Raw genomic sequence first — 22,512 nt, 5'->3', positions numbered from 1 at the left:
CGATTCCTCGGTCTGCGGGACGTGAGAATCGGCATCGAGGTGCCGGCTGGTGGCGGTCGTGGGCACCGGCCCGTCCCTCGCTGCCGCCCTCCCCGCCCCGTGCACGGGAGAGTCGAGGTTCGGCCCCGATGCGAACCACGACCTCGATTCTCCCGTCGCCCCGGGCCGGACGGACCGTCCACGAGCCCGGACCCCGGCCGGCGCTGCCGCCGCCTCCAAGTCACAGGCAGGCCACAGGTCGGTCGGGGTTGACACGCAGGTGGCGGCGTCAGAGTTCGGGACATGGAAGCCACCGCAGTCGCTCCGGGTCTGGACCGGACGCCCACCCCGCCCCCGTCCCTCGCCCCGCAGGCGCTGCCCGACCGTGCCCGCGACGCCGCCGCGAGCCGCGTCGAGATCCTGGTGCCGGTCAAGAACGAGGAGGCCGGGCTCGCGTCGAGCGTCCGGCGCCTGCGCACCTACCTCGACGTCTCGTACCCCTTCACCGCCGACGTGTGCATCGTCGACAACGGCAGCACCGACGACACCTGGCAGGTCGCGCAGGACCTCGCCGACGAGCTCGACGGCGTGCGCGCCGTCCGGCTGGAGAAGCCGGGTCGGGGCAACGCGCTCAAGACCGTCTGGTCGTGCAGCGACGCCGAGGTGCTCGCATACATGGACGTCGACCTGTCCACCGACCTCGACGCCCTGCTGCCGCTGACGGCCCCCCTGCTGTCGCGGCACAGCGACGTCGCGATCGGCACCCGGCTGGCCCCCGGATCCCGCGTCGTCCGCGGCAGCTACCGCGAGTTCCTCTCCCGCGGCTACAACGTGCTGCTCCGCACCGCCCTCGGCGTCCGCTTCAGCGACGCGCAGTGCGGATTCAAGGCCGTGCGCGCCGACGTCGCCGCGCGCCTGCTGCCGCTCGTCAAGGACGGCAGCTGGTTCTTCGACACCGAGCTGCTCGTCCTCGCCGAGCGCGCGGGCCTGCGCATCCACGAGGTGCCGGTCGACTGGGTGGACGACCCCGACTCGCGCGTCGACGTCAAGAAGACCGTGCTCGAGGACCTCAAGGGCGTCGTCCGCGTCCGTCGCGACGCCGCCCACGGACGGCTCGGCCTCGAGGCGCTGGGCGAGGAGTTCGCCCGCCGCACCCTCGGACCCACCCGGGCGCCGCTGCCCGTGCGACTCGCGCGGTTCGCCGCCGTCGGCGTGCTCAGCACCGTCGCGTACGCCGTGCTGTTCCTGCTGCTGCGCAACGTCATGGGGGCCCAGGCCGCCAACCTCGCCTCGCTGCTGATCACCGCCGTCGGCAACACCGCGCTGAACCGCCGCTTCACCTTCGGGGTGAGCGGACGCGTCGGCCGCACCACCCACCACCTCAAGGGGCTGGTGACCTTCGCCGTCGGCTGGGGCCTGACCGCCGGCACTCTGGCGCTGGTCCACGCGGGCGCCACCGTGCCGTCCACCACCGTCGAGATCGTGGCCCTGACGGTCGCCAACCTCGCCGCCACCGTCGTCAAGTTCGGGCTGTTCCACGCCTGGGTCTTCAGGAGCGCCACGTGACCAGCACCCTCACCCGCCCCGCGGACGCCTCCGCCGGCCCCGTCGCCGACGGGCCGGCGGGCGCCGCCGCGAGGGCCCCGCGCCGCAGTCGCGGCGAGCGCGTCGCCTTCTGGTCCCTCCTGGCGGGCACCGCGCTGCTCTACCTGTGGGACCTCACGGTCAACGGGTACTCCAACGAGTTCTACGCCGCCGCCGTCCAGGCGGGCTCGGAGAGCTGGAAGGCCTGGTTCTTCGGCTCGCTCGACGCGTCCAACGCGATCACCGTCGACAAGACGCCCGCCGCGCTGTGGCTGATGGGCCTGTCGGCCCGCGTGCTCGGGTTCAGCAGCTTCTCGATGCTACTGCCCCAGGCGCTGCTCGGCGTCGTGTCGGTCGCGGCCCTCTACGGATCGGTGCGCCGCTGGTTCGGCCCCGCCGCCGGGTTCGTCGCCGGGGTGGTGCTCGCGCTGACGCCCGTCGCCGCGCTGATGTTCCGCTTCAACAACCCCGACGCGCTCCTGGTCCTGCTGTCGGTCGTCGCCGCCTACGCGGTGTCGCGGGCGATCGAGTCGCCCAAGCGTGCGCTGCGCTGGATGGTCCTGGCCGGTGCACTCGTCGGCTTCGCCTTCCTGTCCAAGATGATGCAGGCGTTCCTGGTGCTGCCGGGGTTCGTCGCGGCCTACGCCGTCGCGGCCCGCGTCAGCCTCGGCAGGCGGGTGCTGCACCTGCTCGCCGCGTTCGCCACGATGCTCGTCGCCGCCGGCTGGTGGATCCTCGCCGTCGAGCTGTGGCCGGCCGGGTCGCGTCCCTACATCGGCGGCTCGCAGACCAACAGCATCCTCGAGCTGACCCTGGGTTACAACGGCCTCGGCCGCCTGAACGGCGACGAGACCGGCTCGGTCGGCGGCGGGGGAGGTGCCGGCGGGCAGTGGGGCACGCCCGGCCTGACCCGCCTGCTCGGCTCCGAGATGGGCTCGCAGATCGCCTGGCTGCTGCCGGCCGCGCTCGTCGCCCTCGGGGTGCTCGTGGTCGTCGCCGGCCGCGCGCCGCGCACCGACCGCACCCGCGCCTTCGCGCTCGTGTGGGGCGGGTGGCTGCTGGTCACCGGCCTGACGTTCAGCTTCATGCAGGGGATCATCCACAGCTACTACACGGTGGCGCTCGCCCCCGCGATCGGCGCGCTCGTCGGCGCCGCCTCGGTGGTCCTGTGGCGGCGACGCCACGAGCTGCCGGCCCGCGCGACGATGGCCGGGACCACCGTCCTCACCGCCGGCACGGCCTTCGGGCTCCTCAGCGACACCGGCACGCACGGCTGGGTCCGCTGGGCGGTGCTCGTCGCCGGGTTCGCCGCCGCGGTGCTGCTGCTGGTCGGCCCCGACCTCGCCCACGGCTGGGCCCGGCGCACGGCCGTCGCGGCCGCCGGCCTCGTCGCGGTCGCCGCGCTGCTCGGCCCGGCCACCTCCGCAGCGGCCACCGTGGCCAAGGCCAACACCGGCGCGATCCCGTCGGCGAGCGCGTGGTCGGGCTCGTCGACGACCCGCGGCGGACCCGGCGGCGGAGGCGGCATGGGCGGCTTCCTCGGCGGCAACGGCACCAGCGGCGTCACCGACGAGATGGTCGCGCTGCTCCAGGAGGGCGACTACACCTGGGCCGCCGCGGCGGTGACGGCCAACGCCGCCGCCCCGCTCCAGCTCGCCTCGGGGGAGCCCGTGATGGCCGTCGGCGGCTTCAACGGCACCGACCCCTCGCCGACGCTCGCCGAGTTCAAGGCCCTCGTGGCCGACGGCCAGGTGCACTACTTCGTCACCAGCGGCTCGAACGGCCGCGGCGGCGGCATGGGCCAGGCCGACAGCCAGATCCAGACCTGGGTCGAGCAGACCTTCACCGCGACGACGGTGGGCACCTTCACCGTCTACGACCTCACGAGCGCGTCATGACCGACCCCGGCACGAACCCCATCCAGCAGACACGACAGGAGAACGACATGGACCGCACCCACGAGCTCGACCGACCGGTGGACCAGGCCCCGCAGGGGTCGACGCCGCCCGCGGTCGACTGGCCGACCGACACCACCGCGTCCGCGGCGCAGCCGACCCCGACCTCGGCGATCAACGCCCCGGGCGGGTGGTCGGTGCTGACCCGCAAGCCCGTCGCGATCGGCATCGCCGGCGCCGTGCTCGCGGCCACCACCTTCCTCGGCGGGATGGTCGTCGGACGCGCCACCGGCGGCTCGGCCGGCACCGAGCAGGGCGGCTTCGGGGGACGCGGCGGCTTCGGCGGTCCCCAGCAGGGCGGCCCCGGCCAGGGCACCATGCCCAACCAGCAGGGCCAGGGCACGCAGCAGGGCCAGGGCAACCAGGGCCCCGGCACCGTCCCGAACCAGCAGGGCACGGTGCCGAACCAGCAGGGCACGGTGCCGAACCAGCAGGGCACGGTGCCGAACCAGAGCGGCAGCGCCACCACCAGCTGACGCTGGGCACCCGGCCCGCCGGACGTCACCGACGTCCGGTGGGCCTCCTGCATTCACAGGAGGATTTCTCACCCATTTTGAGGACAAGGTCACGGATGTCGTCGCAGGATGATCCCGACCACGGCACTCGAAGGGCGAACGATGGCACAGGCGCGACGCATCTCAGCGGTACTGACGATCGGCGTGTCGCTGATCGCCCTCACCGGGACGCTCGGTGCGAGCGGGGCCCAGGCGGCCACCGCACCGACCCCGCCGCCGTCGTCGCCCAAGGGGCTGACGGCGCCGGTCGCGCAGCCGGCGGCGCTCGACGCGGTCGCGTCGTACCAGCCCCAGGTCTCGTGCTCGCCCGCGACGCTCCCCGGCACGGCCAAGCTCCGCTCGCTCGCGCTGCGCACCTACGGCATCGGTCGCGACGGCGGCACCAGCCGCGGCTGCGCGATCGGCGGCCAGTCCGAGCACAAGGAGGGGCGCAGCTGGGACTACATGCTCGACGTGAACAACCCGTCCGAGAAGAAGACCGCCGGCCAGTTCATCGACTTCCTCACCAAGAACGGCGGCGCCCAGGCCCGGCGCCTCGGCGTCATGTACGTCATCTACAACAAGAAGATCTGGTCGTCGTACCGGATGGGCTGGCGGGACTACAACGGAGCGCAGTCGCACACCGACCACGTCCACGTCTCGCTCAGCTGGGCCGGTGCCCGCGGGCTGACGTCGTTCTGGACCGGACGGGTCGGCGCCGTCGACCACGGCCCGTGCGTCGTGTTCTCCGGCCAGTCGGCGGCGCTCCGCTCGAGCGCCCGCACCACGCCGTGCCCGGCGGTCGCGGCGACCGTCAAGACCAACGCGTACCCGACCACGTACCTGGGGGCGTCGGGCAAGAACGTCAAGCGCGCGCAGAAGGCGATCGGCACCAAGCGCACCGGACGCTTCGACGCCCGCACCTGGAAGGCGCTGAAGAAGTACCAGAAGGCCAACGACCTGCCCAAGACCGGCGTCCTGGACGCGGCCACGTGGTCGTCGATCAAGCCCACCCGGGTCACGTTCGACGCCGCCAAGGGCATGACGCGCTCGTCGGCCGCGGCCTACGGGCGTCAGCACTACGGGTCGATGCGACTCGCCCCGGCCTCGGCCGGCAAGCCGGTCCTGCTGCTCCAGATCGCACTCGGGATGCCCGTCAAGCAGCAGACCGGCTTCTACGGAGCCAAGACCAAGGCTGCCGTCGCCAAGGCGCAGTCGTCGGCGGGACAGCGCCGCACCGGCGCTGCCGACCGGTCGCTCTGGTCGGCGCTGCCGCGCGGCTGAGACCGACGGGAGGGGTGAGGTGACGATGGCCACACCGGGCCATGGGGGCATCCGTCGGATGCGTGCCCGGGTGGTGCCGGCTGACGCCTTCGAGTGGTTGTGTCCGTTATGGGGGGACGACGACACGTCTGCGTCATAGGGTCGTCACATGTCCCTCTCACACCTCCACGGCACCCCCGGGCCCGGAGCCGAGCGGCGATCCATCGGACCCAAGGACGGGGTCGGTCTCGCCGGCTTCGTCCTCGCCCTCTCGGCCAGCGTGGCCGTCTGGGCGGTCGCGATCGTCCTGCTCGTCCTCGTCCTCGGCTAGGTCGTCAGAGCACCTGCTCCAGCGCGTCGACGCACCGTCCCCAGTCGGGCGACGAGACGTCGATCAGCGTGAAGTGGTCACCGGTCGCCTCGACGAGCGCCGCGTCGTCCCCCGCCTCCCGCGCGGCCGCGACGAACCCCTCGCTCTGGTCGAACGGCACGTTGGAGTCGCCGCGCGCGTGCACGCAGCGCACGGGGACCCCGAGCGGCAGCAGCGCGGACGGGTCGCCGGCGGCGTAGCGCCGTGGCTCGTCGGCGGGGGAGCCGCCCATCAGGTCCGGGACGGCCGTGCCGCCCACGCCCTCGTCGGCGGCTCGGGCCAGCTCGACCACGCCTGCCTGCGAGACCACGCCCGTGACGCGCACGGTGGGGTCCGACCCGGGCGAGCCGGCGGGGAGCCGGGGGCGGCCGGCCGCCCAGGCGCCGAGGTGGCCGCCGGCGGAGTGGCCCACCACGGCCACCTGGGACAGGTCGAGCGCCGCACCGTCGTCGTCGCGCAGCGCGGCGAGATGGTCGATCCCGGCGGCGACGTCCTCGAACGTCGCGGGCCAGCCACCACCGTCGCCGACGCGGCGGTACTCCAGGTTCCAGGCCACCCAGCCGCGCGCGGCGAGGTCCTCGGCCAACGGCTCGCCCAGCTCGGCGCCGTACTGCGAGCGCCAGAACCCGCCGTGCACCACCACGACCACGCCCGGACGGCGCTCGCCGGTGGGCAGGTGCAACCAGCCGACCTGCGACTCGTCCTGGCCGTAGGCCTCCCGTCGTCCGCCGTCGGACCTCGTCACGTCACCCTCCCCTGCTCGTGAGCACCCGGCGAGCGGCCAGAGCGCCGCGGCCGAGAGCCCGATCATCCGTCGCCGGCTCAGAGCCCGCCTCGCGTCACCGGTCACCGGTTCAGTCGTCCCTGGGGCTCGACCACGGCTTGCTCGGGTAGCCGGTGTCGAAGTGCATGTAGTCGGCGACGTCGATGTTCTGCCAGATCCAGCCCTCCTTCTCGAACAGTCGCCAGACCAGGCCGCCCTTGAGGATCTTGCCCTTGCCCTCGGTGCGCTCGGCGTACTTGGCGATGGGTGACCAGCACTCGCAGCGCGGGTCCATCCACGGGTTCTCGCGGGGGTTGATGTCGATGGCGCGCCCGTTGGCGTGCGGCGAGGCCGTCGGCGGGGCGTTGATCTGGTCGGGGCGACGGCAGTTGTACACGGCAGTGTTGTCGGCCTTCAGGCTCGCGTCGCTGTCACCGTCGTACGCCTCGACGGACTGCATCCGGCGGATGGGGAACCTCTCCTCGAACAGCCGGGTGAAGATCCTCGACAGGCTCGGCGCGACGTCGCGGTTGACCACCAGGACGCCGCGCTGCACCTGGCCGTCCCAGTCGTAGTAGTTCAGCTCGAGCCGGCGCAGCTGGGCGCGCGTGGCGGGGCACCCCTCGCGCCACATGCCCAGCCGTCGCATCTCGCGCCACTGCGCGCGGGGGAGGGGCGTGGTCACCGGGTCGGCCGTCGTGGGCACGGCGGGCGTGGTCGGTGCGGCGGTGGTGGGCGCCGGTGTCGTGCTGGGCGCGACCGTGCTCGGGGAGGCGCTGCTGCTCGGTGCGGACGAGGCCTCGTCGGCGGCGTCCTCTGCGCCCCCGCCGCCGGAGCAGGCCGTCAGCAGGAGCGTCAACGTCACGAGCAGGAGTGTCGGGCGCATGCCGCACAGCCTCCCCCACCGGGCCAAGGCGGGCCACCCGGGTGGGTCGACCTCGCTGCTGTGACCGAGGCCACACCGACTCGACGGAGACCGGGTGTTTGAGCGGTCAACGACGGGGGAATGAATGAGGCGTCCCCCGGATCGGCGCCGTCCGGCGGCGGCCCACCGCGCGTCTCCCCCGTACGACGCGGACGGCCCCGCCGGGCGGTGTCGCGTCACCGGTCGGCAGGTCAGTGGTGCCGGACCATCCCGCCGTCGCACCGCACCTGCTCGCCCGTGACGTAGGAGGCGGGCTCGCCGGCCAGAAAGGTCACCACCGCGGCGAACTCGTCCGGACGGCCGTAGCGCCCGGCCGGGATGGAGGCCTCGGACGCGGCGCGCACCTCGTCGCTCGTGCGGCCCGAGCCGTCGGCGGTGAGGGCGTCGAGCGAGGCGACCCGGTCGGTGTCGATGCGCCCGGGCAGGACCATGTTGACGGTGACGCCGTCGCGCGCGACGTCCGACGCGAGCGACTTCAGGTAGCCCGCGAGCGCGGCGCGTCCGACGTTGGACGCGGCCAGCGCCTGGATCGGCTCCTGCACGCCCGACGACCCGACGGCGACCACCCGTCCCCAGCCGCGCTCGCGCATGCCGGGCAGGAACGCCTCGACGAGGCGGACGTGGGGGAGCAGCAGCCGCTCGACAGCGTCGCGCGCGCCGGCGGGCGTCATGTCGGCCGCGACGCCGCGCGGTGGGCCGCCGCCGTTGAGCACCAGGACGTCGACGTGCCCGACCTCCCGGGTGACGGTGTCGACCAGTCCCTCGAGACCGTCGGGGTCGAGCAGGTCGGCCTCGACGCCGACGGCTCCGGGCAGCTCGCCGGCGACCGACCGCGCGAGGTCGCCGCGACGGCCGACCACGACCACGCGCGCGCCCTCGGCCGCCAGCGACCGAGCGACGGCGAGCCCGATGCCCGACGTCGAGCCGGGGACGAGAGCGACCTTGCCTGCGAGTCCGATGTCCATGGGCACCATGAAACCTCACGCCGCCGCTACCGTGGCGGGCGTGGACCAGAGCGTGGAGCGCACCGACCTGATCGTGTCGACCCTCGTCGAGGCGTTCGACGACCTGATGCGCGCGAGCCCGCGCGCGTTCCGGACCAAGTTCCGCAAGATGGCCGGCGACCCCTTCGCGTTCTACCGGGGCACGGCCTGCCTGTTCTACGCCGACATGGCCGGGCTCGACGACCGCTGGGCCGACGACCGCACGTCGCGGGTGTGGATCCACGGCGACCTCCACGCCGAGAACTTCGGCACCTACATGAACGCCGACGGGGTCCTGGTGTTCGACGTCAACGACTTCGACGAGGCCTACCTCGGCCACTTCAGCTGGGACCTGCGGCGCTTCGTCGCCAGCCTGGCCCTGCTCGGGTGGCAGAAGGCGCTGCCCGAGGGGGCGGTGGAGGAGCTCACCCGCTCGTACCTGCGTGCCTACGTCGACCAGGTGCACACCTACGTTCGCGGCTCGGACGACGCCGAGTTCGCGCTGCGCCTCGACAACACCGACGGGGCCCTGCAGGACGTGCTGCAGAGCGCGCGCGGCTCGAGCCGCCGCGGCCTGCTCGACACGGTGTCGGTCGTGGTGGACCACGAGCGACGCTTCCGCACCGGCAGCCGCAACCGTCCGCTCGAGGACGACGAGCGCGCCGTCGTGATGGAGGCCTACGGGCGGTACCTGGCGACGATCCCGCGTCGCAAGCGCGAGGACCACCGCGACTTCTACGCTGTCAAGGACGTGGTGGCCACGTCGGGCTTCGGCATCGGCAGCGCGGGGCTGCCCGCGTACAGCCTGCTCATCGAGGGCGTGAACCAGGCGCTCGAGAACGACGTGGTGCTGACGATGAAGCAGGCCAACGTCCCCGCGGTGGGACGCGTCATCGACCTCCCGGCCGCACGCGGCTACTTCGCGCACGAGGGCGAGCGCACGGTCGTCAGCCAGCGGGCGCTGCAGGTGCACGCCGACCCGTTCCTCGGCCACACCACCGTCGAGGGCGTGGGCTTCGTGGTCGACGAGCTGTCGCCGTACGAGTCCGACCTCGACTGGGGCGACGTCAACGAGCCCGACGAGATGGGCCCGGTGGTCACCCAGCTGGGCCGGGCGACGGCCAAGATCCACTGCGTCTCCGACGCCGACTCCGACCAGACCCTGGTGGACTTCCAGACCGAGGAGGCCATCGCCGCCGTGATCGGCGACGGCGACGCGTTCGTCGACGACCTCGTCGAGTTCGGCCGCACCTACGCCGCCCGCGTCCGCGACGACCACGCCCTGTTCGTCGGCGCCTTCCGCTCCGGCAGCATCGGCGGCGTCTCCGCCGCCGACTGACCCCCGCACCGTGTCGGCGTGCTGTTCCCGGCGCCGCGGGATCGGGACGAGGGTGGGCCCCGTGGGACTCGAACCCACAACCTACGGATTAAAAGTCCGCAGCTCTGACCATTGAGCTAGAGGCCCGGGGGGTGCGGACTTTAAACGGGAGAAACCTCGGGACAACTCCCGTGTAGTTCGCCACCCCTGGTTGGTCAGCGTAACTGCCGTCCAGACAGCTGTCCCCGTTCAGGCGGAGGCGGTCGCCATACCGGCGAGAGTGCGGCGGGCGTGATGCTCGGCGAGGTACTGAAAGCTCTGCGGCGGGTGCTTGACCTCGAAGTCGTCCAGCAAGGAGAGCGGGGCGTCGAAGGCGACGGCCTCACGGACCTCGATACCAGTCCCGTGGGGGCGGCCGGCGAAGTAGGAGAAGAAGCCGTCGCGCGAGATGCCAGCGACCGCCTGGAAGGTCTCCCAGAGGGTGGTGGGGTCAAGAGTGTGCTGCGCCTCGATCTCGAACGCGCCGACAACGGCGCTCACGGGGGCGGTGGCGTAGACAACGACGTGGGTGACGTCGTCCGCAAGGCGTCGCTTTCGGAACTCCACGGTCTTGGTGCCGGCGAGGATCCCGTGTGCGTACTGCGGGTGGATCGACATCAGAGCGACTCTGCCAACCTGTCGTTGACCCACGCCGTGGCTCCGTCCTTGAGTCGGGTGATGCTCTGGGGCGAGCTCTTCAGCAGCCCGTGCTCTTCCAACTCGGCGAGCGGCCATTGTTCGTTGAGGACGCGGTCGAGTCGGAAGCGGATCGCAAGTGTTTCTACCTTGCACCACTGACGGATCTGGTCGGCGCTGTACACGCTGCGCGATGCCGTGAAGCCCAGCATTTGTCCCGCATCCGCTGTCACCAATGTCTCCTCCACCACGCCGATGGCCGTGACGCGGGTGTCGCCGGTGCCGGTGAGGACGAATAGGAGCGTGTCGCCAGGGTCGAGGTACCGGGTCGGGCTCTGGCACACGTAGACCTTGCGGATGGCGTTGCCGCAGGCGTCGAGGCCGGTGAAGAGGTCGCCTTGCTGGTCCGCCTGGGGGAAGAGCTGTCGGTGCCACGTCGGCTGGATGGGCACCGCGGTCGGCCGGTGGACGAGTACGTGTCCGGGCCCGTGCGCGATGGCGTGCTCGAGGGGGTGGCGGGGAGCGCGATCGGCGGGCGGGATGAGGTGCTTCACGTACACGGCCTCCCCGCGCGGGGTCGAGTGCCCCGGACGGACCTCGAACCCGAACCTCGCGAGCCACACGATCAGGTCCTCCTTGTCCGGGAGCACCTCCAAGTACAGGGTTCCCACGCTGTGCTGTCGAGCGGTCTCGATGGCTGCTTGCAGGAGGAGCTCGCCTCGTGCGACGCCGCGGAATCCGTCCGAGACCTTGAAGGTGCAGAGCTTGAGGACCGTGCCCTCGAGGCCGTGGGGGCGGTCGTGCTCCAGCTTGGGTACGCACAGGCCCTGCGGGGCGCCGGCCGTGCCGAGGATGATGGCCTTGCGGTTCCCGGCGCAGACCTTGGTGCGCCACCAGTGCGTGAACCCGTCGTAGTCGGCCTTGAGCGTGGTGAAGATGTCGGCATGTGAGTCGAGCTCGTAGGCGTCGACGGTCTCGACGGTGGGGAGTGCTGTCGGCGTCGCCAGTTGAGAGTTGAGGGCTTCGATGGCCTCGGTGAGCGCGAACACGTCGCTGTGTCCGGCGCGCTGAAGACGCCCGCGCAGCTTCGCGTCCTCGGTGACGAGCCAATGGGCAACACCTGTCGCGAAGGCGGATCCGACCTCAAGGTCGGCCTGGTCGTTCGGACCGCGCACGGCGGGGAACTGTGCGGCGAGCACGGGGTCGTCCTTGACCGGGCTCAAGACCAGGTAGCGGTCGAGCGCTCTCTGTCGCTGCCCCTTCAAGGGATCGGGTGCGCGCAGCAGATCGGAACGAGTGCCGTGGCTGATGACGATGCGATGTCCGAGGCGGGCGGCGAGCCGGTGAAGTTCGGCCGCGGCCGGTCCGTTCACGTGCGAGGAGGTGGAGTGGTCCTCGACGGCGATGAACACGTTGGAGTCGATGAGGAGCGTCAAGGAAGCGCCCAGCCCCTCGCCCGGTCCCGGCATGTGCCCTACCCCGATCGTCGAGTACGGGAAGGTTAGGTGCTTTGCGGCGGGGTGTCCCGAGATTGCTGCAATGCCACGGGTAGGGACCCCGCCAGGGCACAGGCGGACCAGGCGCGTGGCAAGCGGCGCTCGCTGCCGCTCAGAAGCGCAGGATCACCGGCTCTTCGACGGCGGAGGGGATGCGGGGCAGGCCGGCGGGGTAGATGCGGTTGCAGATGTGGGCGACCTCGGTGCGGCCGGAGATGGACATGGCGGCGTCCTGGCCGTGGAGGTCCCAGACGGTCTTGATGCGCCAGAGGACGACAGCGGCGGCGGTGACGTCGCCGTTCTTGAGTCCGAGCGTGCGCAGGATGTTGTCGGCGACGCCGCTGGCCGAGGCGCTGGCGGCGGCGCTGCCGGGCTTGCTCTTGCCCTCGAAGGTCAGCGGGGTCTCGTGGTTGTTGGCGCGGTAGGCGGCGGAGGTGAGGCGTTGGAGGATCGTGCGGCCGAAGCCGTCGAGGAGGAGGTTGCGGGGGTGGACCGGTGCGGTGGGGTGGGCGTTGCCGAGGACCTTGACCTCGTGGGGGTTCTCGTCGTCGTCGAAGTCGTCGAGGGTGACGCGGGTGCTCTCGGCGGGGTTGGCGCCGGCGTCCTGGAGCGCGTAGGCGTAGGAGGGGCGGTGGTTGGGCTTGCGGACGAGGGTGGCGGCAACCCAGGTGCGGCAGAGCGCGATCTCGTCGTCGGTCAGGGGGCGGGCGGTGAGGGTGGTTCGGGTCTGGAGCTTGACCGCCGCGCGGACCGTTGGGGCGGCGCCGGTGTTCAGGTAGTGCGCACCGGCGATGAGCAGCATGACCACGGCGTTGCGGTAGCGGTGCAGGGTGTTCGCGACGTCGGTCTTGTGAAACTTGACGAGGTCGGTGGTCTCGGACAGGCCAGTCATGTCGACGAGGATCTTGCGGTGGTTGGTACGCAGGGCCGAGGCGCTGTGGCTGCCGTGGTTCTTGGCGGCGGTGATCACGAGGTCGACGTCGGCGAGGATCTCCGCGCGCGCGTGGGCGGGAAGGATCGCGAACTCGGCGTCGAGCTCCATGAGCGCGTCGCGCATGTCGTCCAGACCCACGTAGTCCGCGACCTGGCGGGCGTTCTTCTTGGTGGTGGTCATCGTGTCTTCCCATCTGTTGGTGCGGATGGGAAGGAAGGTCCGGGCCTAGCGGATGGGCGCAGTCCCCAGACCTGTGTCCTCGGTCACACACCTGAAGCGGTGGGTGACGACGCAGAAGGCCCACCACGACGGGTCGTGGTGGGCCTTTGTCGTGACCGTGAAGTTCAGGGCCGGTGCCAGGTGTTGGAGTTGTTCAGGACGGCGGCGCTGAGGAAGTCAAGCTCCTGGCCCTCGAGGGTGGAGGTGGCGGCGCGTCCTGCGTGCTGGGTCGTGTTCTGCATCCACTTGTTGTAGGACTCGGAGTCGTTGCGCCGGCCGAAGACCTTGGCGAACTGCTCGCCGATGGCGCGGCTAAGCGGTCGCAGGTCGCACCCGATGCGGTCGATCTTCTCGCGGTCCTTGTCCCCGCGGTAGTAACGCGTTCCGTCGGGTTCCCACTCGCGTACGACCTCGTGGGTGCGGTCGCCGCAGCGCAACGAGAAGGTGTTGCGGGTGCCCCACCTGCCGTCGGGGCGCCGGGTTGGTGTCGACCGGGTGCAGGGCAGGTGCTGGAGCTTGAGGTCGAAGTCGTAGTCCTCGTCAGGGCCGATCTCGTACAGGCTGCCGTCGTCGACGGCCAGCCTGTGTTCGCAGGTCCCGGCCGGGCCGTCGTGCACGAACGCGGGCAGGTGGTGGGTGCGGCTGCGGACGAAGTCGATCTTCTCCTTGCTGGTGAGGTACTGCGACGTGCCCAGCGGCAGGGGCTTGTTGGAGAAGTGCCGCGCCAGCAGCAGGTCGTGCCGCAGCATCTGGTTCACGTCCGGTGAGGGCTCGGCCTCGTACTCGGCCGCCAGCCGGGCGACGCGGTCCGGTGAGTGGCTCTGCTCGCGCTCGTCGTCCTGGCCGTCGCGCGCCCGGCCGACCGCTTTTCCGATGACTTGGACGCGGTGCTTGGCCATCAGGTAGTCCACGTGCCATCCGGTGATGGCGCGGTCGTAGACCAGGGTGTGGATGCCTCCGGCCGCGGTGGCGGCCAGGGTGTCCAGGAGGTCGAGCGCGGCCCAGGACTCGGCGTGCAACGCGCTGGCGGTGCCGAGCACGACTCGGCCCTTGCGGGTCCAGGTGTGCATGGCCACGAAGTTGATGCCGCGGGTGCGCTTGTCGTCCTCCTCGGTGCGCGACAGCACGGTCTGGATGCGCGCGGAGGCGGGGGACTTCGCGCGGCTGCCCATCACGATCGACTCACCGGTCCGGGGGTGGGTGACGGTGTACACGTCGCTGTAGGGCGCAAGGATGGTGCCGTCCCCGTAGACCAGGTTCTGCTCGTGGGGCTCGCTCCAGTCGGGGGCGACGTCGGTCTTGAGGTTGCCCAGGTGCTGCGCCTGCCTGATCGAGTTGCGCTGGAACTCGGTCTGCAGGTCCGCGAGCAGCGTCGGGTGGGTGGTGATCTGGTCCCGGAAGAACGTGACCTGTGCCCGGGTGGGCGGGTTCATCGGCAGCCGCTGGCCGCCGGTGTAGCTGGCGTAGCGGTCGCTGCATTCCTCCCACAAGGCGGGGTCGCGGAGCATCTTCAGGGCCTCGGGCAGCGACGCGGTGACGCGGGCGGCGACGACGATGATCAGCAGCGCGGTGTACGGGTAGGGCTTGCGGCCGCGTCCGTGGCGGGTCAGCGCCTCGGTGACCAGGTCACCCAGGGCGTACAGGGTGGGGAACCGGAAGAGGTTCTTGAGCTGCTCGGGGTCGACAATCTTGCTCGTGCCGGCGTTGTCCGAGCGCTTGGTCTGGCGTGCGTAGGGCATGGCGGGGTCCTCCCGAGAGTCGTGGCGCGGACTGTTTTGTCTGCACGTCCACGGTCGGTCCGAGGTCCTGTCCGGGTCGTCGCCCAAATGCCCCCATCGGTCGGGGCAGTTCGGGGGAGACCGCATCCCCCTTTTGGGGGATGCGATGCGTTCCGGGGCTGCCGCGTCTGCGTTCTGGCCCCGTTCTGGCGGTGACACCGCCGGAGTGGCAGGCATAGCGTCCGGGTGAGGGAGCAGCCATGACCGACGAACAACGCTCAGGACAAGCAGCGCAGGTCCTGCCAGTCGACGACATGGCCACGCCCATGGAGGCGGCGATCGACCGGGTTCGCGACCGGTGGGTTGCTGGCGGGGAGTTCACCGAGCAGACCCTGGACCGGTGCGGGGAGACGATCACCCGCTTCGCGCGCCGCCTGGCAGCCCAGAACGTCACCGACCCGGCTCAGATCACCCTGGCTCACTGCCGCGGCTTCGTGGCCGCGACGACGGCCAAGGGCCGCCCACCGGAACTGACCACGCAGCACGCGAGACGCACCAGCCTGCGGATGATGTTCCGCAGCCTGCGTGAGCTCGGGTACGACGTCACCGACCCGACCCTGGACCTGCAGCTCCCCGCCCGCACCGGCACCACCGCACGCCCGCTCACCGATGCCGAGATCACCCTGGGTCGCACCAGCGCCCGCCTCGGCGAAGCAGGCGGGGTGTCGCTGCAACGGGCGGTCTGCTGGGCGCTCGCCGAGGCCACCGCCGTCTCCAGCGAGATCTCCGCGATCAGGGTCGGCGACGTCGACGACCCACACAGCCCCCGTTGGGTCCAGCTACCGGGCACCCGCCGCCACGACCCCCGCCTGGGCGAGCTGTCCGAGTGGGGACGGACCATCGTCGCCCGCCAGCTCGCCACCCTCGACGAACGACGCAGCACCCCGGACACGCTGCTCACCTATCGCGGCAAAGCCACACCCGGTGAGGCCAAGGCCCAAGCCGCGGTCTGCAACGCCGTCGCCGCGATCCTCGACCTCGCCGGGCTGGCCGCCGAGGCCGACGTCCGTCCGGCATCAGTGCGCAACTGGGCCGGGCGCCACCTGCTGGACGCCGGCATGCCCATCGACCAGGTCGCCCGACGCCTCGGCGCCCGAACTCTGGACTCCGCAGCCGCCGACGTCGCCCTCGAGTGGAGATGACCGGGCCATGGGACGCGAACACACCGACACCCTGGGACGGATGCGCGCCGTGCTGGGCTCGCGCACCCTTTACGACCTCGCCGGCTCCCTGACCTGGGAACGCCGCGTCGGCCGGCGCCCCACCAACCCCACCTACGCCGTCCTCGCGTTCGGCGTCCTGGCCCGCGTGTCCAGGTCGGGGGTGCGGATGGAGCTAGACCTGGCCCACCCGTCGACCTGGACCTGGGCACGCGAGCAGATGATCCAGGCCATCGCCCACCACGGCCTAGACCTCCCCGAGCCCGGCCGGCGTCCACCGAACTGGGCGCACTGGCGCTGGCTGCGCGACCACCATCTGGCCACCGACGAAGGACTGGCCCAGCTCGCCCGAGCGTTCCCGCCGCTGGCGGTCGCCTGCGCGAACCGGATCGGGCTGCTCGACAAGCACGGCCCGGGCTCGCTGACGCACCCCGACGCCTCCCGCGCCGTGTACGGCGACGGCACCCTGATCCGCCCCATGTACAAACCACCGGTCACCGTCACGGTCACCGACGACGACGGCAGCACCCACCTCGCCTACCCCGACCCCCGCACCGGCCAGCTCCACGACTCACCGGTCGGACGGTTCGACCCCGACCTGCAGATGCACCACGGACAGCTCGGGTCCGCGATGACCCACGGCTACGTCTGCTGGCACACCCGCGGCCCCGCCCTGTACCAACGCGTCGTCCTGGCCGCCGCACACATCCCCGCCCCCGGGACCGAGTCCGCCACCGCCGTCAGCCTCCTCGGCGACGTGCACCGCGCCGCCGGCACCGGCATCCAGGTCGCCATCTACGACGGCGCCATGCGCGGCGCCCACATCGACCAGATCATGCGCCGCTACGGCTACCTCGTCCTGGCCAAGATGGCCACCACCAGCGCCACCGACGACGCCCACGGCACCACCCTGGTCGTCACCCCGGCGGGCAAACGCGCCCGCAGCTACCCGCTCGGCACCGCCACCCACACCGCCAACGGCACCACATGCCCGCACCTACTGGGCGTCGTCAACGGACAGGTCGTCGAGCTCGGCCTCGACGACGCCGGCGACCCCGTCGTCACCTCCACCCCGACCCGCACCGCGGTCAAGCGCTCCCGCCGCGCAACCGGCCAGCACCACTTCAACGTCGGCTACCGCCTCACCTGCGCCCACGAGACCTTCGAGGTCTGGCTCAGCCCCCACCCCGGAAAGGACGGCGACACCCGCCGCCCAGAGAACCTGCGCGTCATCCCCCTAGCCGACGCGGACTTCCAACGACTCCACGGCCTGCGCAGCGACGCCGAGAGTTTCCACGCCAACCTCAAACGAACCCTGCTCGTCGACCGCTCCATGAGCCTGGGCTGGCGCCGAGGACTCGTCGACGTCTACTGCTTCTCTCTGCTCAACAACGCCCTCACCGAGCAACGAGCCGCCCAACACGAACGCACCACCGGCACCGGCCGCAGCCGCCGAACCCACCTCGCCTGATCAGCACCGCCCAGCCCACGCTCCGTCATTCCGACGGCGCGCGAACCAGCACACCCCGAGAGGACCACTGCCATGCCCGACCACGACCACGACCCCACACCACCCACCGACCAGACCGATCGGGGTGACACCGCGAACGAGACGACCACCGTCGAGCAGGTCGGCGGGAAGCTCGTTCGCACCACCACCCGCGTCCACCGACGCACCGAGAAGGTCGTCGAGAAGACCACCGAGACCGTCGAGGAAGACCTCACCCCACCGGCATACCAAGGCCCGGCCTCGGACCACCCCGCCCCGGTCGGCTGACACCGTGTTCGCGTTCTGGTGGGCCCGCGAGCCCGAACGGTGGGCCGCCGAGCTGGTCGCGCTGGTCGAAGACGGCTGGCGGGTCAAGATCACCGACATCCGCGAAGGCGAGGGCATCATCACCGTCACCATCTGGCCCGAACAACGCGCGGCCGACGACCCCCGGCCGCCTAGCGCCGCCCAGGTCGCCGAGCGCCTCGGCGACGCCGGCCTGACCGTGACGTTCCCGCCCACCTACCCGTACTTCCCGCCACGGGTCTACGACCCCGCCAACGCGCTCGGACTCACCCGGCACCGGGCGACCAAGACCGGTGAGCTTTGCCTGATCAGCGCAGCGGACTGGAACGTCGACCACAGCGCCGCCAGCCTGCTCGCCGAACAGCTCCCTGCCGCGCTAGCCGCCGATGGCGGTGACACCCACCTCGAGGCGCAGACACCCGAACCGGCGCTGCGCGAGGTCACAGCGGACCAGCACGCCCAGGTCCTCGTCGACGGCGCGTGGCGCGTCCCACCCGAGATCCCCGGCGGTCTGATCACCGTGCGGTTCCGTCAAGGTGAGAGCCACGTTCTCGGTGCCGGTGTGGTCGAAGCGGTCACCGCACCCGGACTGCACCTGCGCACGTTCCGCCCCGAGGTCCTGGACTGCTTCCCCTACCGGCTGGTCGGCCGCTGGGTCCGCTGGAACGGCCACGACCCCACCGCCCCACCAGCACAGACCTGGCAGCAGATGGCCGACGTCGACCGCGCCGTCAACGGCGCATGCCGGACCGGGCCCAGACCAAGCCCGCACTTCCAGCTCCTCGCCGCGCTGGTCCCCTCCGAGACCCACTACCGCACCACCGACGGGCACGAGTGGCTCTTCGTCGTCCGGGCCCGCCCCTCGGTCGGCAAGGCCTGGACCCACGCCACCCTCACCGGCGCCCCCGCCGGCCCCGGCGACATCGCCCAGCGCCGCCCCGAGACCATCCCCCTGGCCGACAAGCAGGTCGTCGTCGTCGGCCTCGGCGGTCTCGGTGGACCGGTAGCCCACGACCTCGCCCGCGCCGGTGTCGGTGGTCTCGACCTCATCGACGGCGACGTCAGCGACCCCGCCACCGGCTGCCGCCAGCACGCACCCATCATCTACGCCGGCCTGCCCAAGGTCTGGACCCACGAGACACAGATCCTGCAGGACTCCCCCCACACCCACGTCAGCCCCTGGATCATGCGCCTCGGCGCCGTCCCACGGTCAGACCGCGACAACGCCGGCAACGACCACGAGTTCGTCCTCGACCTCGTCGCAGGCGCCGACCTCGTCGTCGACACCACCGCCTACCCCACCTGCTCGCGCTACCTCGCCGCGCTCTGCGCAACCGCCCGCGTCCCGTTCGTCCACGCCTCGGCGACCGCCGGCGGCTGGGGCGGCGTCGTCGCCCGCATCCGCCCCGGGACCACCTCTGGCTGTTGGGGATGCCTGCAGCACCACCGACACGGCCACACCGTCCCGACGCCACCTGCTGCCACCACCGGCGGCACCGTCGCCCCCACGGGCTGCCCCGAGTCCACGTACGTAGCCACCGGCGCCGACCTCGCCGGAATCGCCGCCCACGCCGCCCGCCTGAGCATCCACACCCTCTTGGCGGACGACAACGACTTCGACGACCTGAACACGGCCGCGATGCGAGACCAAGCGGGGCGAGCCGCCCCTCTCACCTGGTCCACCCAGGCGTTGCGCCGCCACCCCGAATGCGGCAACCACCTCTCTGACGCCCCGTGGGGCCAGGTCTATGAATGAGGCGGTGCACTTCGACGGCCGAACCTGGACCGCGGAGCCCGGCACGGTGGACCGGCTGGGGCCGGACGACACCGGTGTCTGGCTGATCTCCACCGTCGGAGCGCAGCACGTCTGGGATCTGGACCGTCGCCTGTTCACGCGGTTCCCTCGACTGACCAGCAGCGCCGGCCGCATGCCGTACGACGGCACCGCTCAACGCATCACACGCGTCCAGACCTACCCGTGCATCGGCAGCAGACTCTTCATCTGGTTCGACGAGCCATCCGCCGGGCCGGCTCTCAGCGAGCACTACCGAATCTCGTCGACGATCGTGACGATCCGACGGCTGCTACCGGAGCCCCGATCCGGTGCAGGCGCCTAGACCGCAGGGCGATGTCACGAACCGCTACGGGAGACGCTTCGGTCTGGCGGCCGTCGCCCGCAAAGCCCACCGGCACCGGACAGTTCTCCGGACAGGGCTTCTGGGACTCGCCGCTCGAACGCGCAATGGACCGCCCTCAGGATGACCGGTTGACGTTCGTGCTGTGGTCATGCCTCGCTCAGAGCTGTGCGACACGGGTTTTCGGTGGGCCCTCAGGTCCGAAGCTCCGGTGCCGATCATGACGGTGTGAAAGGGATCATCTTCAACCTCGTCGAAGACATCGTGACAGCCGAGCATGGTGAGGACACCTGGGACGCGCTGGTCGATCAGGCGGGGGTTGATGGTGCGTACACCTCGCTGGGGGACTACCCCGACGCAGACCTGGGTCGTCTGGTCGCGGCCGCATCGGCCGCCTTGGAGACGCCCGCCGACGACATCGTGCGATGGATCGGGCGGCAGGCCATGCCCATCTTCGTCCAGCGTTACCCCGGGCTCTTCTCCCGCCACTACGGCACTCGCTCGTTCGCGCTGGGCCTGAACGAGGTCATCCATCCCGAGGTGCACAAGTTGTACCCCGGTGCGGCTACTCCCCAGTTCGCCTTCGACACGTCGGACCCGTCGGCCCTGGGCATGGAGTACCGGTCCGCGCGACAGATGTGCTCGTTCGCCGAGGGGCTGCTCTACGGGGCCGGCGACCACTTCGGTGAGGACCTGGTCATCACCCAGCCCCGCTGCATGAAGCGAGATGACGACCACTGCTTGCTGGTGGTGTCGCACCCGTGAGTCGCCACGAGGACACCCCGCCCACCCGGGCGGACGCTGACCTCGTGGACACCCTGGCTCGTGTCCAGCGCAGGCTGGAGCGCGAGCGACGCGCCCGCCGCGAGGCCGAGGCGATCGCCGAGCGGAGCACCCGGGAGCTCTACGATCGCCAACAGGAGCTTGCTCTGCTCGAGTCTGTCGCTGCGGGCGCCAATGCCGCGCGCACCACCGAGCAGGCATTCAGCACCGCGCTGGAGCAGCTGTGCGTCCACCTGGACTGGCCCGTCGGTCAGGCATGGGTCCAGGGCGCCGACGGCGGGACCCTGCAGGTCGCCGCCGGCGGCTACTGCCGCGACCGTGCTCTCCACGGCACATTCCTGTCGGCGTCCACCCACCTGCGGTTCGGACCCGGCGACGGTGTGATCGGTGCGGTCCTGCGGGGCGCCGAGCCGGCCTGGATCCGCGACATCGTCGAGGACCCGGGCTACCGACGCGTCTCGGCCGCCCGGGCCGCCGGCCTGCACGGAGCGGTCGCTTTCCCCGTCGTGGTCGACGATCAGGTCGCCGCCGTGCTCGAGTGCCTGTCCACGAACGTGGTGGAGCCGGACTCCCAGCTGTTGCGAATCCTGGCCCAGATCAGCGAGCACCTGGCTCGCGTCGTGGAACGCGTCGCCACCGAGCAGTCACTGCGTTTCGAGGCCAACCACGACACGCTCACGGGACTGCCCAACCGGCACCGGTTCCTTCAGCTGGTGGGCCAGAGGCTGGGGCAGGAAAGCCCAGTCCCGTCCTCGACCGCCGTCGCCGTCCTCGGCCTCGACCGTTTCAGGGAGGTCAACGACACCCTGGGCCATGCACCAGGTGACGAGCTCCTGCGGTCAGTCGCAGCTCGGCTCTCTGATGCCCTGCCTGCGGGTGAGACCATCGCCAGGCTCGGCGGTGACGAGTTCGGACTCGTCCTGACCGGTCCCGACCGTGCCGCCGTCGAGCACGCCGCCCGACAGGCCCGCTCCGCCCTGGCGGTCCCGTTCTTCACCGCCGGTGTCCAGGTGCACGTCGATGCGAGCATCGGGCTCGCGGTCTCACCTGCGGCCGGTGGTGACGCGGACACCCTGATGCGCCAAGCGGGTGTCGCCCTGAACGAGGCCAAGGCCGGCCGCGGCGGCCTCGTCGTCTACGAGCCGGCTCGCGACCAGCACAGCTCGGACCGCCTCGGGCTGGCCGCTGCACTGCGCTGCGCACTCGACGGGGACCAGCTGGCTGTGCACTACCAGCCCAAGATCGACGTGGCGGCCCCCTCGACGGTGCTGGGGGCCGAGGCCCTGATCCGCTGGACCCACCCCGAGCGCGGCACCGTGTCACCAGGTGAGTTCATTCCCCTGGCCGAGTCCACCGGATTGATCCGACCCCTGACCACTCTGGTCCTGCGCACCGTGATCGACCAGCTGAAGGCGTGGACCGAGCAGGGACTCCACCTACCGGTCGCCGTCAACATCTCGGCGAGCTCCTTGCGGGATCTGGACTTCCCCCAGCAGGTCATCACCTTCCTGGATGCCGCAGGCGTTCCGGCGCGCCTGCTCGAGCTCGAGGTGACCGAGTCCAGCATGCTCCAGGACCCCGCTGTCGCCGAGCGATCGCTGAGATCGCTCAGCGATGCGGGCATCACCATCTCCATCGACGACTTCGGCACCGGCTACTCCTCCATGGCCCAGCTCAAGCAGCTGCCGGTGAACAAGCTGAAGATCGACCGGGGCTTCGTCGGGACCATGACCGTCGACGCCCGAGACGGGGTGCTCGTCCGCTCCACCATCCAGCTCGCGCACAACCTCGACCTGCGCGTCGTCGCCGAGGGCGTCGAGGATCTCGAGACCCTCTACATGCTCGACGCCATGGGATGCGACGAGGCACAGGGATACCTCTTCCTGCCCGCAGCACCGGCCGA

General features: G+C 71.3%; 20 protein-coding genes and 1 tRNA gene. 13 read left to right on the top strand and 8 right to left on the bottom strand.

Features of this window, described 5'->3' with window-relative positions; all coding sequences use genetic code 11:
* Positions 1–282: 282 nt before the first annotated feature.
* From ACI6PP_RS18670 to ACI6PP_RS18650, 5 genes are all read left to right on the top strand, one after another.
* Positions 283–1,545: a bifunctional glycosyltransferase family 2/GtrA family protein gene (locus ACI6PP_RS18670; protein WP_421113130.1), complete on the top strand. Its 1,263-nt coding sequence runs from the start codon at positions 283–285 to the stop codon at positions 1,543–1,545.
* Entirely contained in the window at positions 1,542–3,461 is a 1,920-nt protein-coding gene (locus ACI6PP_RS18665) for a glycosyltransferase family 39 protein (RefSeq protein ID WP_421113129.1), read from the top strand. Before ACI6PP_RS18670 ends, ACI6PP_RS18665 begins: the two co-directional genes overlap by 4 nt.
* Positions 3,458–3,994, top strand: a complete 537-nt coding sequence (locus ACI6PP_RS18660) for a hypothetical protein (RefSeq protein WP_421113128.1) — start codon at positions 3,458–3,460, stop codon at positions 3,992–3,994. Before ACI6PP_RS18665 ends, ACI6PP_RS18660 begins: the two co-directional genes overlap by 4 nt.
* A 141-nt stretch (positions 3,995–4,135) precedes the next feature.
* Entirely contained in the window at positions 4,136–5,296 is a 1,161-nt protein-coding gene (locus tag ACI6PP_RS18655) for a peptidoglycan-binding domain-containing protein (RefSeq protein WP_421113127.1), read from the top strand.
* A gap of 148 nt (positions 5,297–5,444) precedes the next feature.
* The gene (locus tag ACI6PP_RS18650; RefSeq protein WP_421113126.1) at positions 5,445–5,606 is read left to right on the top strand and encodes a hypothetical protein; all 162 of its coding nucleotides are present in this window, start codon (positions 5,445–5,447) and stop codon (positions 5,604–5,606) included.
* A 4-nt stretch (positions 5,607–5,610) separates the two neighbouring features.
* On the opposite strand, the gene ACI6PP_RS18645 is transcribed toward ACI6PP_RS18650, so the two are convergent.
* The 3 genes from ACI6PP_RS18645 to ACI6PP_RS18635 all read right to left on the bottom strand — a co-directional run bounded on the left by ACI6PP_RS18645 (position 5,611) and on the right by ACI6PP_RS18635 (position 8,298).
* On the bottom strand, positions 5,611–6,390 hold the full coding sequence (locus tag ACI6PP_RS18645; RefSeq protein WP_421113125.1) for an alpha/beta hydrolase family protein: 780 nt from the start codon (positions 6,388–6,390) through the stop codon (positions 5,611–5,613).
* A 109-nt stretch (positions 6,391–6,499) separates the two neighbouring features.
* Positions 6,500–7,294 (bottom strand): M15 family metallopeptidase, encoded by a 795-nt coding sequence (locus ACI6PP_RS18640; RefSeq protein ID WP_421113124.1) that lies wholly within the window; start codon positions 7,292–7,294, stop codon positions 6,500–6,502.
* A 230-nt stretch (positions 7,295–7,524) separates the two neighbouring features.
* Positions 7,525–8,298 (bottom strand): SDR family oxidoreductase, encoded by a 774-nt coding sequence (locus ACI6PP_RS18635; RefSeq protein WP_421113123.1) that lies wholly within the window; start codon positions 8,296–8,298, stop codon positions 7,525–7,527.
* 40 nt (positions 8,299–8,338) lie between these two features.
* Between ACI6PP_RS18635 and ACI6PP_RS18630 the strand changes: the two genes are divergently transcribed.
* On the top strand, positions 8,339–9,655 hold the full coding sequence (locus ACI6PP_RS18630; RefSeq protein WP_421113122.1) for a DUF2252 domain-containing protein: 1,317 nt from the start codon (positions 8,339–8,341) through the stop codon (positions 9,653–9,655).
* Between the two features lie 53 nt (positions 9,656–9,708).
* On the opposite strand, the gene ACI6PP_RS18625 is transcribed toward ACI6PP_RS18630, so the two are convergent.
* The 5 genes from ACI6PP_RS18625 to ACI6PP_RS18605 all read right to left on the bottom strand — a co-directional run bounded on the left by ACI6PP_RS18625 (position 9,709) and on the right by ACI6PP_RS18605 (position 14,697).
* A tRNA-Lys gene (locus tag ACI6PP_RS18625) sits at positions 9,709–9,781 on the bottom strand.
* Between the two features lie 102 nt (positions 9,782–9,883).
* Complete coding sequence (locus tag ACI6PP_RS18620; protein WP_421113121.1) at positions 9,884–10,291, bottom strand: ASCH domain-containing protein; 408 nt, start codon at positions 10,289–10,291, stop codon at positions 9,884–9,886.
* The gene (locus tag ACI6PP_RS18615) at positions 10,291–11,745 is read right to left on the bottom strand and encodes a hypothetical protein (protein ID WP_421113120.1); all 1,455 of its coding nucleotides are present in this window, start codon (positions 11,743–11,745) and stop codon (positions 10,291–10,293) included. Before ACI6PP_RS18615 ends, ACI6PP_RS18620 begins: the two co-directional genes overlap by 1 nt.
* Positions 11,746–11,917: 172 nt before the next feature.
* A complete protein-coding gene (locus ACI6PP_RS18610; RefSeq protein WP_421113119.1) occupies positions 11,918–12,919 on the bottom strand; it encodes a hypothetical protein in 1,002 nt (333 codons plus the stop codon).
* Between the two features lie 164 nt (positions 12,920–13,083).
* Complete coding sequence (locus ACI6PP_RS18605; RefSeq protein WP_421113118.1) at positions 13,084–14,697, bottom strand: hypothetical protein; 1,614 nt, start codon at positions 14,695–14,697, stop codon at positions 13,084–13,086.
* 293 nt (positions 14,698–14,990) lie between these two features.
* On the opposite strand from ACI6PP_RS18605, the gene ACI6PP_RS18600 reads away from it, so the two are divergent.
* From ACI6PP_RS18600 to ACI6PP_RS18570, 7 genes are all read left to right on the top strand, one after another.
* The gene (locus ACI6PP_RS18600) at positions 14,991–15,878 is read left to right on the top strand and encodes a tyrosine-type recombinase/integrase (protein ID WP_421113117.1); all 888 of its coding nucleotides are present in this window, start codon (positions 14,991–14,993) and stop codon (positions 15,876–15,878) included.
* Positions 15,879–15,885: 7 nt separating this feature from the next.
* On the top strand, positions 15,886–17,367 hold the full coding sequence (locus tag ACI6PP_RS18595; protein WP_421113116.1) for an alpha-amylase family protein: 1,482 nt from the start codon (positions 15,886–15,888) through the stop codon (positions 17,365–17,367).
* A gap of 72 nt (positions 17,368–17,439) precedes the next feature.
* Positions 17,440–17,673 carry a hypothetical protein gene (locus ACI6PP_RS18590; RefSeq protein WP_421113115.1) on the top strand — a complete coding sequence of 78 codons (234 nt, stop codon included), beginning with the start codon at positions 17,440–17,442 and terminating at the stop codon, positions 17,671–17,673.
* A 4-nt stretch (positions 17,674–17,677) separates the two neighbouring features.
* A complete protein-coding gene (locus ACI6PP_RS18585) occupies positions 17,678–19,447 on the top strand; it encodes a ThiF family adenylyltransferase (RefSeq protein ID WP_421113114.1) in 1,770 nt (589 codons plus the stop codon).
* 4 nt (positions 19,448–19,451) lie between these two features.
* The gene (locus ACI6PP_RS18580; RefSeq protein ID WP_421113113.1) at positions 19,452–19,808 is read left to right on the top strand and encodes a hypothetical protein; all 357 of its coding nucleotides are present in this window, start codon (positions 19,452–19,454) and stop codon (positions 19,806–19,808) included.
* A 246-nt stretch (positions 19,809–20,054) separates the two neighbouring features.
* Positions 20,055–20,591, top strand: a complete 537-nt coding sequence (locus tag ACI6PP_RS18575) for a heme NO-binding domain-containing protein (RefSeq protein ID WP_421113112.1) — start codon at positions 20,055–20,057, stop codon at positions 20,589–20,591.
* Positions 20,592–20,635: 44 nt separating this feature from the next.
* Positions 20,636–22,512 (top strand): putative bifunctional diguanylate cyclase/phosphodiesterase (locus ACI6PP_RS18570; RefSeq protein ID WP_421113111.1); only part of this gene is annotated, 1,877 nt, incomplete at its 3' end.

This window comes from Solicola agrisoli, assembly GCF_049059935.1.
In the GTDB taxonomy this organism is placed as follows: domain Bacteria; phylum Actinomycetota; class Actinomycetes; order Propionibacteriales; family Nocardioidaceae; genus JAURVT01.
Note: the sequence above shows the minus strand (reverse complement) of the source record. Positions and strands in the feature narration are given on the sequence as shown.